Source organism: Paenibacillus sp. J31P190 (genome assembly GCF_059692075.1).
This window is the reverse complement of sequence record NZ_JCAUAS010000002.1, coordinates 316,674-333,580: the sequence shown is the minus strand read 5'-3', so window position 1 is coordinate 333,580 and position 16,907 is coordinate 316,674. Positions and strand designations below refer to the sequence as shown.

General features: G+C 46.4%; 7 protein-coding genes. All 7 read left to right on the top strand.

Features of this window, described 5'->3' with window-relative positions:
- Positions 1–29: 29 nt before the first annotated feature.
- A complete protein-coding gene (locus AC58U0_RS05100; RefSeq protein WP_497377941.1) occupies positions 30–158 on the top strand; it encodes a hypothetical protein in 129 nt (42 codons plus the stop codon).
- A gap of 54 nt (positions 159–212) precedes the next feature.
- Positions 213–1,505 (top strand): Gfo/Idh/MocA family oxidoreductase, encoded by a 1,293-nt coding sequence (locus AC58U0_RS05095; RefSeq protein WP_497377940.1) that lies wholly within the window; start codon positions 213–215, stop codon positions 1,503–1,505.
- A 26-nt stretch (positions 1,506–1,531) separates the two neighbouring features.
- Entirely contained in the window at positions 1,532–3,523 is a 1,992-nt protein-coding gene (locus AC58U0_RS05090; RefSeq protein ID WP_497377939.1) for an alpha/beta hydrolase family protein, read from the top strand.
- A 167-nt stretch (positions 3,524–3,690) separates the two neighbouring features.
- Positions 3,691–4,998: an ABC transporter substrate-binding protein gene (locus AC58U0_RS05085; protein ID WP_057303785.1), complete on the top strand. Its 1,308-nt coding sequence runs from the start codon at positions 3,691–3,693 to the stop codon at positions 4,996–4,998.
- A 69-nt stretch (positions 4,999–5,067) separates the two neighbouring features.
- On the top strand, positions 5,068–8,931 hold the full coding sequence (locus AC58U0_RS05080) for a glycosyl hydrolase family 2 protein (protein ID WP_497377938.1): 3,864 nt from the start codon (positions 5,068–5,070) through the stop codon (positions 8,929–8,931).
- Between the two features lie 616 nt (positions 8,932–9,547).
- A complete protein-coding gene (locus tag AC58U0_RS05075; protein WP_497377937.1) occupies positions 9,548–11,935 on the top strand; it encodes a hypothetical protein in 2,388 nt (795 codons plus the stop codon).
- A 51-nt stretch (positions 11,936–11,986) separates the two neighbouring features.
- A complete protein-coding gene (locus AC58U0_RS05070) occupies positions 11,987–16,882 on the top strand; it encodes a pectinesterase family protein (RefSeq protein WP_497377936.1) in 4,896 nt (1,631 codons plus the stop codon).
- The last annotated feature ends 25 nt before the right edge of the window (positions 16,883–16,907 follow it).

Sequence of the window (16,907 nt, the reverse complement as noted above, 5' to 3'; positions counted from 1 at the left end):
TGTAACTACTTTTAATAAGGAAGTCCCTGTTGGCTAATTCGGCAGGGACTTCTTTTTTTAGGACATTAGAAATAATGGTTGAAGTGACACGTATTATCGTACTGATCCACCGTATGGCTACGACAGGATTGACCTATAATCAAGATCGTATTTACTAATTCTTTGCCCATCGCATATTTGTATACTTAACCTAAGATTGGAGGGCGAACACTTTGGCAAGAAAAAGATATGTCATCTGCGGAGTTAGTACTAGAGCAAACGGCATGTTTATCAAGAACATGCTGGAAACCTTTCAGTCGCATTGTGAAATTGTTGGATTGCTCGATGCGGATCCCGGACGATTTACGAATTGTTTCAAGAAATTTCCGGCGTTAAGCGGGCTGCCCGTTTATCTCCCTGATCAATTTGAACAGATGATTCTGGAAACGAGCCCCGACGTTATTATTGTCGCAGGCGCGGACCATACCCATGCGGATTACATTGTTAAAGGATTGGAGCACCATCTTGAAGTCATTTCGGAAAAACCAATGGTTACCAGCGGAACAGATTGCAAACGTGTTCTGGATGCACAGAACAATAGCAAGGGGAAGCTGTATGTAGCCTTTAATTACCGCTACTCCCCGATTCACACGAGAATCAAGGAATTGATTCTTGAAGATAGAGTCGGTAGGGTGACATCGGTCGATTTGAATTGGTATCTCGATACGTACCATGGCGCAAGCTATTTTAAAAGATGGAACCGTAAAAGAAGCAATTCCGGCGGATTGTCGGTACATAAAAGCACCCATCATATTGATCTTGTTAATTGGTGGATCGATCAAAAGCCGGTGGAGGCGTTTGCATACGGTGCACTGAATTATTTTGGTCCAGAAGGCGAGCTAAATCCTATGAAGGTAGACGGAAGGCACTGCGGAACATGCCAAGTCAAGCGGAATTGTGCCTATTTCATGCGATGGTCTACACGGAGCAAGGAGGTTGTGCCTGAAGACGATCATTTGACCAATATGGATGTAAAAGTGGGCAGCTATACCGGATATCGCGCGGACGGCTGCATCTTCGATTCGGAAATCGATATTGAAGATACGTACGCTGCGGTTGTTAAGTATAACAAAGGTGCCATGATGAGTTATTCCGTTAACTTTTCACTGCCTTATGAAGGGTATCGACTGGCTATTAACGGGACAAAGGGGAGAATTGAAACTCAGGAAGTGATGTCCAAGCGGACAACGCATCAGGTACCCGAGCAAACGATTGAATATTTCCCTTTGTTCGGCGGCAAAGAAACGATCCATGTGGTCCCGCGTCCGGGAGGGCATGGAGGAGGGGACCCTCTCATTTTGGAAGATTTGTTCTTAGGACCAGATCCGATTCGTCCCTATGAGATTATGGCTGGTGCGGAAGCGGGAGCTGACTCTGTGTTGGCAGGTGAAGCGATATGGAAGTCCGTGCAAACTGGCTTGCCTGTCCGCATAGCCGACCTGTTGGTTTCATCGAACACGGACTGATATGAAAAAAGGGGGACATAACTACTGTGTATGAGAATCTAGAGAATGTGGGAATCGCCCACTTTGATGTGAAAAGCCAGCTTCCGCGTTGGGTTTACGAATCCGCTATGCGCGCAGCTGAGAAGGGCGAACAAGCACGTTCAGCTATCAAGGATAAGTCAGAGCTTAAGCAGCGGCAGCAGGAAATTCGCGAAGGGCTGGAAAGCTGCATCGGCGGCATGCCTTCTTCGGATACACCGTTAAATCCAAGAGTTACAGGTACAGTTGAAGGGAACGGTTTCCGTGTTGAAAAAGTCATTTTCGAACCGAGGCCACATGTATACGCGACTGCTAATTTGTATGTTCCCGACGGGTTAACTGAGCCTCGTGGAGCGGTACTTCTTCTATGCGGGCATCGTGAACAGGCTAAACATTGTGACGAATACCAAACAGTTTGCCATTACATGGTCCATACTGGTCTTGTCGTGATGTCGCTAGACCCAGTCGGTCAGGGGGAGCGGTTCGGATTTTATGATCCAGAATCCAAACAGGCACCGATGACTAGCGTTACTGAACATGAAAATGTCGGGCGTCAGTGTATGCCGTTAGGGGATAGTTTAGCCCGCTACATGCTCCATGACGCCGTACGGGCGATAGATTATTTATGTACTCGGCCGGAAGTCGACCCGAACCGTATTGGTGTGACTGGCCATTCAGGCGGTGGAACGCAGACTTCGTTGGTTATGATGTACGATCATCGCATTGCCGCAGCGGCGCCAGGCGGATTTATTATGAATCGGCCGTACTTTCTGTTAACCGGCAAAGCCCAAGATGCTGAGCAGAAATGGCCTGGTTTCTCCGCGCTAGGTTTCGACCATGAAGACATTGTATTGGCTATGGCGCCACGGCCTGTGCGCATTCTTGCTACCACGTATGATTCCGTCCCGATTGAGGGTCCCAGGCATACAGTAGCTGTAAACCGGAGATTTTGGGAGATGTATGGCCGAGGTGAAGATCTGGACATTTTCGAAGATGAAAATGTTCATCGATTTACGATTCCATTGGCACGTGCGGCGGCACAGTTTTTCTCCAAGCATTTGCTCGGACGTACCGACGAATATTCAAATGAAGAAATCAAGCTGATCCCTGCCGAGCAGCTCCGGTGTACACAAAGCGGGCAGGTCATCGGTGAGTTGGAGAATGCGAAAAGTTCGCACGTTGAAAATAGGGAACGGCTAGCGATATTTGAGAGGTCACGTGAAGCATTGCCAGAAGACGAACGAAAAAAGCGCGCTATCGAATGGCTTCGAATGCGTGTACTTTCAGACAGACAGCATTGCGACCTTAACCCGCGTCCGTCTGGCGGAGGGGAAATTGCGAATATGTGGGTGATCCGCAAGATCTGGTGGAGTCAGACAGGATTATTAAACCATTGTTTACAATTTTTTGATTCGAAGCTTGCGGGTAATAAACTCCCGGTAACCATTGCTGTCTGGGACGGCGGATCGAGCCAGCTCGAAGCGCATGCCAAGTGGATTGAAGAAACTTGTGCTTCTGGACGGCTTGCCATGGTGCTCAATCCAACAGGGATCGGACCGCTTCTCCCGCATTTGAATTCGCCTACGGACAAACCTTTCAAACGATTTGGCATGATGGACAGATATACCGACGAGATGATGTGGCTTGGCGACAGTATGGCTGCCATACGGACATACGATGTACTGCGGGCAGTGGAGCTTGCAGCTGGATCATCCAATATCGATCCTTCGGACATTCGATTATATGGAAGCGGACGATATGCCATATACGCTGGATTGGCGGCTTTACTTGATGAACGCGTACAGAATGTTTGCATGGAGAACCGTATGAATAGTATCTCCGATTGGATCAAGGAACCGTTTTACGATGAAACGGACTCGTTAAGTTTTATTTTTCCAGGGATGCTCCGATATTTCGATCTGCCTGATGTGGATAGATGGCTTACTGAGGAAGGTAAGCTTTACGATTCTACGCTTGTTAGGAGCGATTTTGTGAGCTGATAACTAGCTGAAGGCAATGAGACCTGAAGAACTGAATTTAGCGCGGGAACTGAAAGTATGATGAGCCTATATAAATGAAATACCGCCCAATGAAAGCGTTACAATTTCGTAATAAAGTAAGATTAAATAATATGATTAAGCAAAAAACTGAGGAGGTTCAAAAAAGTATGAAAAAGTATCTGAAATCATCCTTGTTGATTGCGATAGCAATCACCGCTATTGCTGGCTGTGAATCAACACCTACTGCACAAAGTCCAGCAGTCGAAAAATCAACAAAAGCACCGGATAACGAATTGTTCATTTATACGGTATACCCTGCCTTTTACGCGAAAGAAGAAAATTACGAGAAGCAAATCGGGCAATACCTGAAGAAAAAGTTCCCTGATATCTCGTTTAAACATGTGCATTGGGATAATCCAGGCCGACAGTATAAGGATCTGATTGCGGCCGGTACGATTCCCGATATCATCATCGAGAATTCGAGCGGCAACTTTGAAAAGAGTATTATTAAGAACGATCTCCAATACGATATGACCGAATTGATCAAAAAATATAATTTCGATACCAGCAAATTAAATCCAGCGGCCATGGCAAAGATGAAAAATAAAACGCCGGAAGGGAAAATATACGGATTACCTTACCAATTAAGCGATTTCGTTCTTTTCTACAACAAGGATATTTTTGATAAATTTGGAGTCGATTATCCCAAAGACGGCATGACCTACGATGAAGCTTACGAATTGGCCAAGAAGTTGACTCGTGTTGAAGGAGAAAATACGTATAAGGGCTACCAGCAGCACCCCGGTTTGTATATGACGTATAATCAACTCGGGCTATCACCGTTCAGTTTGACAGAGGACAAGGCAGTACTCGCAACGGACGGATGGAAGAAGGAAGTTGACAACTTAAGACGGTTCTTCGAGATACCGGCTAATCAATTTACTTCGGTGGACGATTTCCCAAAAGGGAAAATGGCGATGAGTGTCCATGTTTCAGAGAAAATCGTTCAATGGTATGAGCAAAATAAGAACCTGAATTTCGATATCGCCGCCATGCCGTCCTTCGCCGATGCTCCTAATACGAAAGCGCAACCGAATATGTATGCGGCTTTTATTACGAAGCAATCTACGAAGAAGGATCAAGCGTTCCAAGTTATTCAATACATGCTTTCCGAAGAGATGCAAGTCAATTTAGCCAAAGAAGGCATTATCGGCTCGCTGCAGACACCTGCGGTGCAAGAAGCGTTTGGGAAAAACCTGCCGCAAATGCAAGGTAAGCACGTTCAGTCGATTTTCTACGGTCAAAATGCCATGCCTCCGGCTGCACGTGCTAATGGCTTAACCTATATAGATGTGCCGCTCCATAATGTGTTCTCTCCTTTGATTTTTGGAGAATCCAAAGATTCAATGACGGCGCTGCGGATGATCGAAGAACAATCGACCAAAGGTATTGAAACAGAGAAAGCCGCCAAATAATCTTTTTCGTCGAAACTCCAGTTTGAGGACTGGAGTTTTTTCTCGAAGCTGGGGGAGGAAGAGGAACAAATGAACTTATTCCAATTACATAAAAAGTTTGCTAATGCAGACCCGCGTTTCGGACCGGTCCCCTTCTGGTGGTGGAGTGCTGAAGAGGTAACGGCGGAGCGTATTCGCTGGCAAATGAAAAAAATTCGTGACGGAGGGCTGCGCAACATCGGCATTATTAATTTGGCCCCTACAGGACCACAGTATGGTTCCGTGAGCGATCTTCCCGTGTTTGCAAGCGAGGATTGGTGGTGCATGTTCGAGGTTGCTTTACGCGAAGCAGAGCGATTGGGCATGTATCTTTGGTTTTATGATCAAATTGGATTTTCCGGATCCAACATGCCATCTCGTATTGTGACAGAGGATCCAGAAATGGCCGGGTATCAATTACGCCGTTTCATGCATGGCGAGGAGATGCCAAAGTCTTCGGAAGTCCTTCTTGAAACAAACGATTATGTGTATGCTGCGGTACGTCAGGGCTTCAATTGGCTCGATCCTAAGGCAACTGAACAATTGATTGACCGGATTCACGGTGAAATGGAGCGCCGCTTCCCATATGATCTCGGCAAGACGATTGCGGGAAGCTTTCAGGACGAACTTCCACCGCTTCCACTGTGGACACCTGAGTTGACGGCTCGATACATGGAAAGGTATAAGGAGGAGTTAACGCCTCTTTTACCCGCATTGTACGATCCGCTTCCTGGTTCTGAACAAGTGCGTCGCCGTGTATACCGTCTTGCTGCTGAACTTGCTGAGCAATCGTTCTTTATTCCACTCGGTGAATGGCACCGGCAGCGCGGAATGCTCATTTGCTGCGATCAAGCCGGACCAGCCAGAAGAGCAGATCCTAACGGGGCGCAGCGGCTTTATTTGGATTATTTTCGGACACATCGATGGTATAACGCATCAGGAAGTGACATGGATGGCGAGATTAAGCCGCATTCATCGATGGCGCATTTACACGGCGGTTCACGCGTATTCTTAGAAGCATTCCATTCCAGTGGCTGGGGCGGGACATTGGAGGAAACGATGCATTGGTTGATCCCATGGTTTCAAGCGGGTGCAACCGTCTATAGTCCCCATGCCGTTTACTATAGCACCCGTGGCGGTTGGTGGGAGTGGGCTCCGCCCGATACGGGATGGCGTCAGCCTTATTTCGAGCATTATCCGGTCTTTGCCGACACGATTAGCCGTGTTTGTTATTTATTAAGTGAGGGGACGCACGTTTGCGACGTTGCTGTCCATTACCCGTCATATGCGGTATGCGGATACTTGTCTTTGGCGGATGGGAAAATAAATGAGCATCCGATGGGGGTCTCGAATCGTGAGCATAACAATCAAGTAGCCCATATCCAAAACGTATATAGGAAAATAACAGGTAGTTGGAGTCGCAGAGATCACAAACAGCCTGGTGCGCTAAGGAAAGCGCAGCTGGATTTCGATATTGCAGACGATAGTGCCTTGCAAAAGGCGACGTCAGAAGAGGGCAAACTTAAAATCGCGGATGAGCGGTTTTCCGTTTTACTTTTGTGCGGTACAACCGTTATGGATGAGGAAGCACGCGCGCGAATCGAAGCTTGGTTGAAAAAGGGCGGTTTTGTGATTGCCGTAGATGTGCCAGAATCGGAGCGGGATTTGGCTTGCGCCGTTTATGTCGATACAGCAGAAGATGCAGTAGCACTCGTGGAATCCCGTATTCCGAAAAGGGTGGAGGGACCAGGTGAATCCTTGCATCGCAAAATCGAGGATGCCGACATCTACTTGCTGCTTCCAGCGAACGGAGCTTTGTTAAGCATGCATCAACCAGCGTGTCCGGATACGGCAATACCGGAGTCTGCCGTTTACCGATTAAGAACAGATCGTGAGCCTCAGATTTGGGATCCGGTTAACGGATCTATGGAGCCGATTCCGTATAAACGCGAAGGCGACTGGATTGAATTGCGAGTTCCATTCACATCCTGGCCTGCTGCGTTGATCGTATGCGCTGAGCCGAATGCAACCATTGCGGCATCGGAAAATAATCATGAAGATTTCCCAATTCGTCCCTTTCCAGCACAAATCGGTCAATTGGAAGCAAGTGGGAAAAGGCTTGAGTTGGCATTTGGCGATTGGCGCATCCGAGTAGAGCCCACTTTGGACAACCGGTACGGGGACTTTGATTTGCATGGCGAACATAACGGCTTTATGCCGATCGAACGACGCATGATGAGTGTGCGCTTAGAGAGGGAGGAGACAGAGGGGGAGAAGGCTGACTGGCATAAACCCGGTTTGGATGAATCCAATTGGTTGACGAGACTGTGGAGCGAATCCGCATATTGGCATGTATGCCATGGAGAAGAGTTCGACGAATTGCATTCTGAACAAAAAGTGTACAGTAACGTGTTTGGAGATCTTGCCATGCGTTCTTGGGCGGGCCGTATGGGTCGTGTTCCTCGTCGATTTCTCAATCTTGGTGAATTGAAAAAAAGAGAATTCGTTTGGGCAAAAACATTTGTAATTGCACCTTCGGGTGGACGCTACTGGATCCGGTCGGAAAGTAACTCCAACATCATTGGACGTATCAATGGCAAGGAGATTGCATGGAGCGGGGGGCCCGAGGAGCAAACGGCATGGATCGAGTTGCATGAAGGGAGCAATGAATTGCTATTGAGGGCACAGGCTATCGGAAACGGGGTCATAAGGGCAGGCATTGAAGTGAACACGATCGCGCGTCTGCCACTTCCGAAATGGTTATTTACCCAGCATCCTAATCTGCAATCCAGCTTGATGTACCAAATCGAAAGCAGACGCGATCACCCATATCAACGGGTTCGAATCGTGTTTGCCGCTCGCGGGAGAGCCATACTTTATGTGAACGGTGTCAATGTGACCGAGCACGGGGACTTCAACCCTTACATCCGGCAAGGCCAGGAAGAAATAGATGTTACGGCTCTATGGCAATACGGCATGAATGAAGTCAGGGTTGCTTTACCCGAAGGGAAAGGCGAGGTATTTGTAGACGGAGTCATTGAGCTGCAGAATGGTGAGACTATAACTTTCTTCTCTGGTGAAAATTGGCTCGACGAACAAGGGAATGCTCCAGGTATTCATCATTTCTCCGTTCTCCAGTTTGCGGAAACGGAGTCATTATGGATTTCCGCCAGGCCGCATCCGCTTCCGATGGTGGGCTGGCTTATGCCTGAATCTGTTCCCGAGCCGAAGCCGCTCTTTTTCTCTGCTGATCCTGCCTGCAACGGAAGACCCGTTTGGCTGCGCTTTCCGCTGCCCATAGGAGCGAAGAGAATGCGTATCGAAAGCGCAGGGGAGATGCGCGTTTGGATTAATGGCACAGAAGTCGCAGCAAATGGCGGCAATGTGGAGTTTAAGCCACAGCTAGCTGGAGCCTTAGCTGCAGTCAGAATAACTCCAGATGGACCTTCTACAGAAGCGGCCGTTCTTCTTGCACCGATTCGCTTCGAGACGACACCTGTACAAGGCTCGTTGGGCGATTGGCGGACCTCACTTTGTTTGCCCCATCATAGCGGCGCAGTGGAGTACGAAACTGTTTTTGAGACTTCATCTCACGTTGGTGCCGAGCTTGAATTGGGGCACGTCAGGGGGACCGCGGAAGTGTGGGTAGACGGTGTACCTTTAGGAGTGAGGCTTTGGAGACCGTATCGCTTCACACTGCCGAAATTGCCTGAAGGCAAACATCGGCTTAGGATCCGGGTGACAAACACACTTGGCACACACTACGAAGTCGGCAAGCCAACAAGTCTGGTGGGAGGAAATCCTGAGGTAACCTATTGGAACCGAGGCCGAAATGAGGATGAGCTTGGTTGGCAGGAATGGTTTCCCACCGGCGGTTTATATGGACCTGTCGTGATCGTTACGGGTGATGTTTAAGTAAGATTTCAGATAACTGGCCTCCGATGCCATATTGAGCAGTTCAGCAGCTGTATGAATGGTTATGGTTATTGTGGATACTAGTGTTGCATTCTGTACAACAATTGGGAGGCCTAAACGCTATTTTGCAACTTGAAGTTGCAGTTCGTACAACATTTTGAGCCCATTTACTGCAAAATCGGCTGTATCGGGCCAAATTATTGTACATTATGCAACAACGAAGGGTGAGAGGCTAGATTTAGGCAGCAATTGTTGCACTTTTTACAACATCATTCATCCGGCAACCTCAAGTGTGGATAGATGACGAAGGACTCCGATTTAAGACATCTCGATGTAGAAGAAGTTTGGATGAATGAATAGCAGTCTATAAATTACAATGGTCTAGGGGATTTAAGTCATGAACAACCTATAATTATGGAATTATTGCCCTATGATGTTTTTTTCATTCTATTATACATTTTAGTGAAAGCATCGAGACATCGGATATGTGAACCAAAGATTTACAAGTAAATGCAAGCGTTATCAAATTCGAAAACTATATAAGGAAAGGGGGGATCATTGAATTTTCATGTAGATCATTGGAAGTTAGACAAATTGCATCTGGAGGTGTATAAATTTGCGTATTCAAATTCCACGTATACTATGCTTCGCGTTATTGTTAAATGTTCTGCTAGGAGTCGGAATGCTGGGGCAACCTCCTGCAGCTGCCGCAGATTCAGTTGTTGAACCAACCACGTTGCTAGACAAAGATTTTTCTAGCGCAGTAGAGGGCCAGTCGGCCTCGCAACTTGGTTTTGATTATTCCACACTTCCATCAGGCGCCACGAGCAGCGCAGTAGTTGAGGTTGATCCGATAGCTAAACAAAAAGCACTGCATCTTACAGTTAACGGTGCGGGTACCAGCCAGTTCTTGATCAATAAAACCTTCAGCGAGATAAAAACCGGTACAGTAACGGCAGAGATAACTTTTATGCAGCCGGGTACTTCCAAAGCCAAGGACCAGATTATTTACCTCACGAATGCCGCAGGTACCAAATCGCTGGTGATTGCGGGTTTGGATTCTTCGAAAGGTGTGGTTTATTGGCCTGATACAGCGCCAGTCGATCTCAAAACACCGTATCAATTGAACAAATGGCACACGATAAAAGTTGAACTAAATACACTGACGAAGAGATTTAACATGTGGTTTGACGGTACGCTTATCTCTGCTAGAAAAAATACAAACGATGCTATTGATGTGAAAAAGATATCCATCGGCACCCCGGCGGGCAATGGCGAGCTTTATGTTCGCAGCATCAAAGTTTCGCATACGCCACCGAATTATATGCCAGCAAAGCCTAAAATCGCTTATTGGGTTGGGCGAGATAAATCGATCGCGATGTGGATAGAACCGGACGCATGGGCTTCCAAATATAGTATTAAAATAAAGGAGAAAGCGGAAGATCCTTGGTATACGACTGCGACATACACATCTATTCCTACATCTATTCCGCCATATGCGTCTCCTTCGGCAAGCAAAATCTGGGACCCTGTGACCAATACGGCTGTTGCTTTAACGAATGGCAAGACATACATAGTAGGCGTAGCCGTAATTACCAGGGATGAAACAGCAAAAATAGATTACGAGGGTGAAATTGCGGAATTTACAGCCACCCCCTACGCCGTTACACCGATCGAAACTCCTGATACCAACGTGATCGGAACCGTTACGGCATATAACAACTACAATGCGAACAGATGGTCAATCAATTCCGGTCTTCATGTTGATGACGAGCCATTTGCAGACAGAACGTCTGCACTCAAGATTACCGTTCTTCCAGAGAAGTATAGCAGCATGGATTGGATCAAAACACACGCAGATACAATGAAATATACGGGAAGCTCCACAGGCATGCAGATTGCTACTTTTCCGGTCCGGGATAAGGCTTCGATTTATGTGGCCATGGATCAAAGGGAAACACCGCCTGCATGGCTGTCAACAGATTCGGGATGGAAGGATACCGGTGATACCATACAATTGGCTGACCCGGCGCTTTCCTATACATTCAAAATTTATCAAAAGTATATGGCCTCTGGATCTACTGTCACAATGGGTCTGAATAATGTAACCGATTATAATGCAGGCAAAAACGCTGGCTACTTCGTCATGGCTGAGCGGGTTCCGACTGGATTGAAAGCGGATTCATTCGTACCTTGGACGAATAAATCCAAGTATACATTGAAGGGTTCCTTAGATGAAACAAGTGTAACCTTGGCTGTCTATAACAATCAAACTCTTGTCTATGACAGCAGACTAGCGCAGAATCAATTTTCAGTGGATGTCGAGTTGACTCCTGGCGCAAATAACATTGAATTAATAGCAAGAAGAGCTGGCAGCAATTACTCGGATAAAATCTCTGGCGTTGTTCATTTTGATCCGGTTGCACCCGTACTTCATATGACTGTACCACCAACTTCCGTGAAAGACTTTCTTTACAACGTACAAGGAACTGTAGATGAGGAATCAAAAGTAACGATCAAGAACAACGGCGTATCGGTTGTAGATTCCGTATACACATCGAGCAACATTCCGTTTTCATATCCGGTGCAGTTGTCGGAAGGAATGAATCAAATGGAGATTTCTGCAATTGACGCTTCAGGTAACGAGAGTATGAAAAGCTTTTCGATCGATTATACGTTTTGGGCAGGAAAGCCGAATTTTTACAATTTAAACGAAACTGAAATGACGACGTTAGTATCATCAACGGATATGATTGCACAGAAGCAAATAACAAATACAACACCGCATGCAAAGCAAATTACGCTGTTTGTTGTGTTGTTTGATGCGAACAAGAAAATGGTTGATTTTTCGACACTTATTGAAGAATTTGCCCCTGAAGAAACAAAAACGTTGAGCACTGGATTTTTGCTGCCTGCAGAAGTGAGTGGCTACAGTTTAAAAGCATTTATTTGGGACAGTTTGGACGGTATGATGCCGTTATCCGAGGAATCGATTATTGAGTAGCATACGCTTACGATGTAAGTTTTCTTACGAAAACTCTAAGGAGGTTAACATATGAAGAAAGCCCTAAGCATAGGGATGTGTCTTTTGCTTGGATTAAGCGTATTCCCGCTCACCATGAATGCAGAAGCTTCAACGATGACGACTACGGCGCAGACAACATCTATACTTACGAATCCGACAGGACTGACAGCGACTTCAGGTGATAATCAGGTTGCTTTATCCTGGAATTCCGTATCGGGTGCCGTATCGTACAAGGTGAAGCGAAGCGCGATCAACGGCGGACCCTATGAAACGATCGCAAGTAATATTTCAACCATATTTTACACGGATACTTCGGCTTCAAACGGCATGATCTACTACTACGTGGTGACAGCTGTCGGCTCAACAATGGAGAGCATGATCTCGAATCAGGCTAAAGCTGCTCCGTATACTCCGATTGCGGGGGCTCCTGCGGTTCCTGTTGATTTCTCGGCCACAGCAAATGACGGAAGCGTAGAATTATCATGGACGGCAGTTCCTGGAGCAGATTCTTATTCTTTAAAAAGAGGCGAAATGAGCGGCGGCCCATATACGGCCTTAAGCACTGGACTCACTTCAACGACTTATAAGGATACAACGGTTACAAATGGGAAGCAGTACTATTATGTCGTCTCTTCTGTAAATTCTAGCGGTGAAAGCCAGCATACAGATGAGCTTATTGTCACACCTGCTAGGGTTGTTACTGTAGCACAGGATGGAAGCGGCGATTTCACAAACGTGACTAATGCTCTCGCAACCATTCCTGCTAATAATAATGTCCGTACGGTCATTTATTTGAAAAAGGGTACATATCGAGAAAGATCTATCGTAACCGCTCCTTATGTAAGCCTTGTGGGTGCTGGACGGGATGATACGAAAATCGTTTACGACCTTTCAAACGCTGATATGCCTAACCAAGCTGTAAATGGCGCAACCGTAGCTGTAAGTGGAGATTATTTTACTGCAGCTAATCTGACGATTGAAAATGACTCCAAGCCAAGCGACGGTCAGGCTCTAGCCTTGTCCGTTAACGCAGACCAAGCCGTTTTTGAGAATGTGAAGCTTGTCGGCTATCAAGATACGCTGTACGCGGGTATCCGAACGGCCAGTCCGCGACTAGGCAGACAGTATTATCGCAACAGTGTGATTATAGGCCGCACTGACTTTATTTATGGTCCGGCAAGTGCAGCCGTATTCGATCATGTTGATGCAATCAGTATAAATGCATCGGATACAGGCGGTTATGTTACGGCGGCTGCAACAAAAAATGAAACTGATCCTGGCCTTGTATTTATCAATTCAAGGCTTCTGAAAGACAGTTCCACCAATGGTCTTCATTATTTGGGCAGGCCATGGCAGGATAAGCCGTCAACGCGTTACATCAATACCTGGATGGATAGTCATATACACCCTGAAGGATGGACGACCATGCAAGTTCCGCCCTTCTTCTACGGAGAATATAACAGCACCGGTCCGGGTGCAAATCCGGGTACGCGGGTCATGGGAACACAAATGACAGCTGACGAGGCTAGTGCCTTAACGATTCCGCGAATGTTTGACGGGTGGGATCCAAGTAAATCGGTCATCATTCCAATGATGTTTCCAAAACTTACTCCTGCTGTTTCTCCGGCACTGCCAGACGGGCAAAATGGGGCTTATACCAAACCGGTGATGGTTTATATGGAAGTGGACGGGGCGCTTCCGGAGGACAATCGGGTTCAGTATCGGATAAATGGCGGAAATTGGGGTGCCTATACGGCTGAATTCGAGGTCAGCCAAACAGGTACGAATAGGATCGACTATCGTTTTGTCGATAAAGCAGGCAATGCGAGTGCTGTAAAAACATTAACAATCAAGATCGATCCGACTGCCACAACAAGAGTTCCGGCTTTCCCAGGGGCAGAAGGAGCCGCCATGTATGCAAAAGGTGGCCGTGGGGGCCAGGTTTATGAAGTAACGACCCTACAGGATTATGACCCTTCAAAGGGTGAAGCCGCTATTCCGGGTTCTTTAAGAGACGCCGTAAGTATGGGAAATAGGACGGTAGTATTTAGAGTGTCCGGTACAATTAACCTAAAGAGAGGACTGGATATTACTTCCGGGAACTTAACAATAGCAGGGCAAACTGCGCCCGGTGATGGTATTGCTGTTAGCGGGTATATGGTCAAGTTCGGAAATAACGACGTAGGAACAGACCTTATTATCCGATATCTTCGTTTTAGAAATGGCATTAACGTGTTAAGCGATACGGCTGATATTTCGGGAAACAATATTATTGTCGATCACTGCTCCTTCAGCTGGAGCTCAGACGAGACGTTCACTGTGAAAAATCGTAAAAACTTTACAGTCCAGTGGAGCATCATTAGCGACAGTCTGAATCAATCGATTCACGGCAAAGGAGCACACGGTTACGGGGGGATATGGGGGGGAACGAATGCGACCTATCACCATAATCTGATCGCCAATCATAACAGTAGAAACCCTCGTTTTGACCGACAAACAGATCCGGACAATTACCCGACCAAAATCGACTATCGCAATAACGTTGTGTACAACTGGGGTGCAAACTCAGCGTACGGCGGCGAGCAGGCAACGGGTATCAATATGATCAACAACTACTACAAACCAGGTCCGAGTACATTTGATAATGTGAAAAACCGGATCGTCGCGCCATCCAGCGCAATATTCAGCGGCACATGGTATATCGATGGCAATTATATGGAAGGATCACCAGATGTTTCGTCAGATAACTGGGTTACTAACAGCAATGGGTCATGGAAAGCAATCAGTCCTGAAGGACCCTTAGTTCGCAAGTTTGCGCCTATGGTTATTCCTGACGCATCGGATCCTATCGGTGGTTCCGTTACTACGGACACGGCGCAAGTCGCCTATGAGAAAGTACTGGAAAGTGCGGGCGCCTCTTTGCCTAAGAGAGATTCTTTGGATGCTAGGATTATGAATGATGTCAGAAATGGTTCCGGGAGAATTACCAATTCAATCCAGAGCGATGGAGGATTGCCCGAATTAAACTCGACACCTGCACCTCAGGACAACGATCACGACGGAATCGCGGATACCTGGGAAATGGAAAATGGCCTAAATCCGAGTGTTAGTACGGACGGAGCAGCGATTGCAAGCAACGGTTACACGAACTTGGAAAATTATATCAATTCTCTGGTTGTTTTGGTTTCTGAAAATCCAACTATTACGACATCGAGTCCTAATCACCAAACATCGTTTCAAGTGGGAACTCCCATCACGATCAGTGCTGAAGCAGCGGATAAGGAGGGGATTGCTAAGGTTAAGTTTTATTCAAGTGATCAAGAGCTCGGTGAGGACAGTACGGCACCGTATTCCTTCACTTGGGAAAATGCTCCGGAAGGCGAGCACTATATTTACACAAAGGCGATAGACAACGCAGGATATATGACTTTGTCCGCCGTAAGCATTATTTATGTGAACGGGCCTAACAACACAGCCCCACTGGTATCACAAGATATTGGCCAAGTAGCGATTGCTGGCAGCGCTAGTTTGGAAGGAACGACTTATACAGTAAAAGGATCCGGAGAGGTGAGAAATGGCTCGGATTCATTCCACTATGTGTACCAGCCAGTTCAAGGAAACTTTGAGATGCTCGCGTATGTAAACTTTGATTCCGAAATAGATGATACCGCAAAGGCCGGATTGATGATTCGCAGCAGTCTTGCAGCCGATTCTCCCGCTACGGCTATTGTATTAGCACCGGAACCGAATGAAACCATCGATACGAGCGGAAGAAGAGCTCTCTTTATGAATCGAAGCACAGCGGCTGGAAGGTACAGTACGAATAGTGTAACATCAAGCACGCTTAAAGCGCCTTTCTGGTTGAAAATTGTAAGAAATGAGAATGTTATTTCCGGTTTTGTTTCTACAGACAAAAATAGTTGGGCACTGGTCGACTCTGCAAATACGAATTTACCGGACCAAGTCTATGTCGGTATGGCTGTTGATGCAGGTAAAGCGACAAGCAACTCTGATTATTTAACGGCTGCCACATTTTCTAATGTGAGTATTAACCGATCTGCTGGATTTACCGTAAGCAATGCGGTCAGCGAAACAGTTAACATTCCAATTTACACGATAAAAGGGAATATGATCGATAGTGCTAAATTGACGGTTGCCAATAATGGAACAGTTGTTGTTGATGCCGTGTATACAGAAGCTGGTTCGGAATTTGAACATAAAATTCAGCTTGTTGATGGAGTAAACGCGATCACAATTTCTGCGAAGAGCGATATGCTCGGCGACGTGGTGAATACCAAAACAATCATAGTAACGTACAATAAATCTGCGGTTGTCATTACAAGTGAAATACCTGCGACTGTAAACGCTCCCGACTTTAACTTATTGGCTAGCGTAAGCCGAAACTCGAGTGTGACGGTTAAAATAAACGCAAATACGGTGTTGGATAAAGCTAACAAGTTGGCAAACGAAGCATTTAACGTTCCGTTAAACTTGCAGGAAGGTCCGAACGAAATCATCATTTATGCTATTGATGAGTACGGGATCGATTCAACGAATACGTATTCAATAACCTATGTTCAAGATTGGGGCAGCGGACTGTTTGCTTTTTCGGGGTTGATCTTAAGCGATTTGAGTGGAAACGCGCTTTCCGGTTTAAGAGGTTCACAGGATACAATTGTGACTGCGACCGTTCATAACAATTCCGAAATCGCTCAAAGCGGTGTATTTGTAATCGCTCTTTATGACCAACATGACCGGAAAGCAAAATATTCCTTCATCAATCAAACAGTTCCTAGCCACGGGGATAAACAAATCAAAGCGATTGTAAATGTGCCGAAGGATGTCACCGGTTATAAAGTGAAGATGTATGCACTTAAAAAAATGTCCGATCAGACGCCGATTTCCAACACGATCATTAGTCCTTAAGCAGTGAGACTTTGAGCTGCACTCA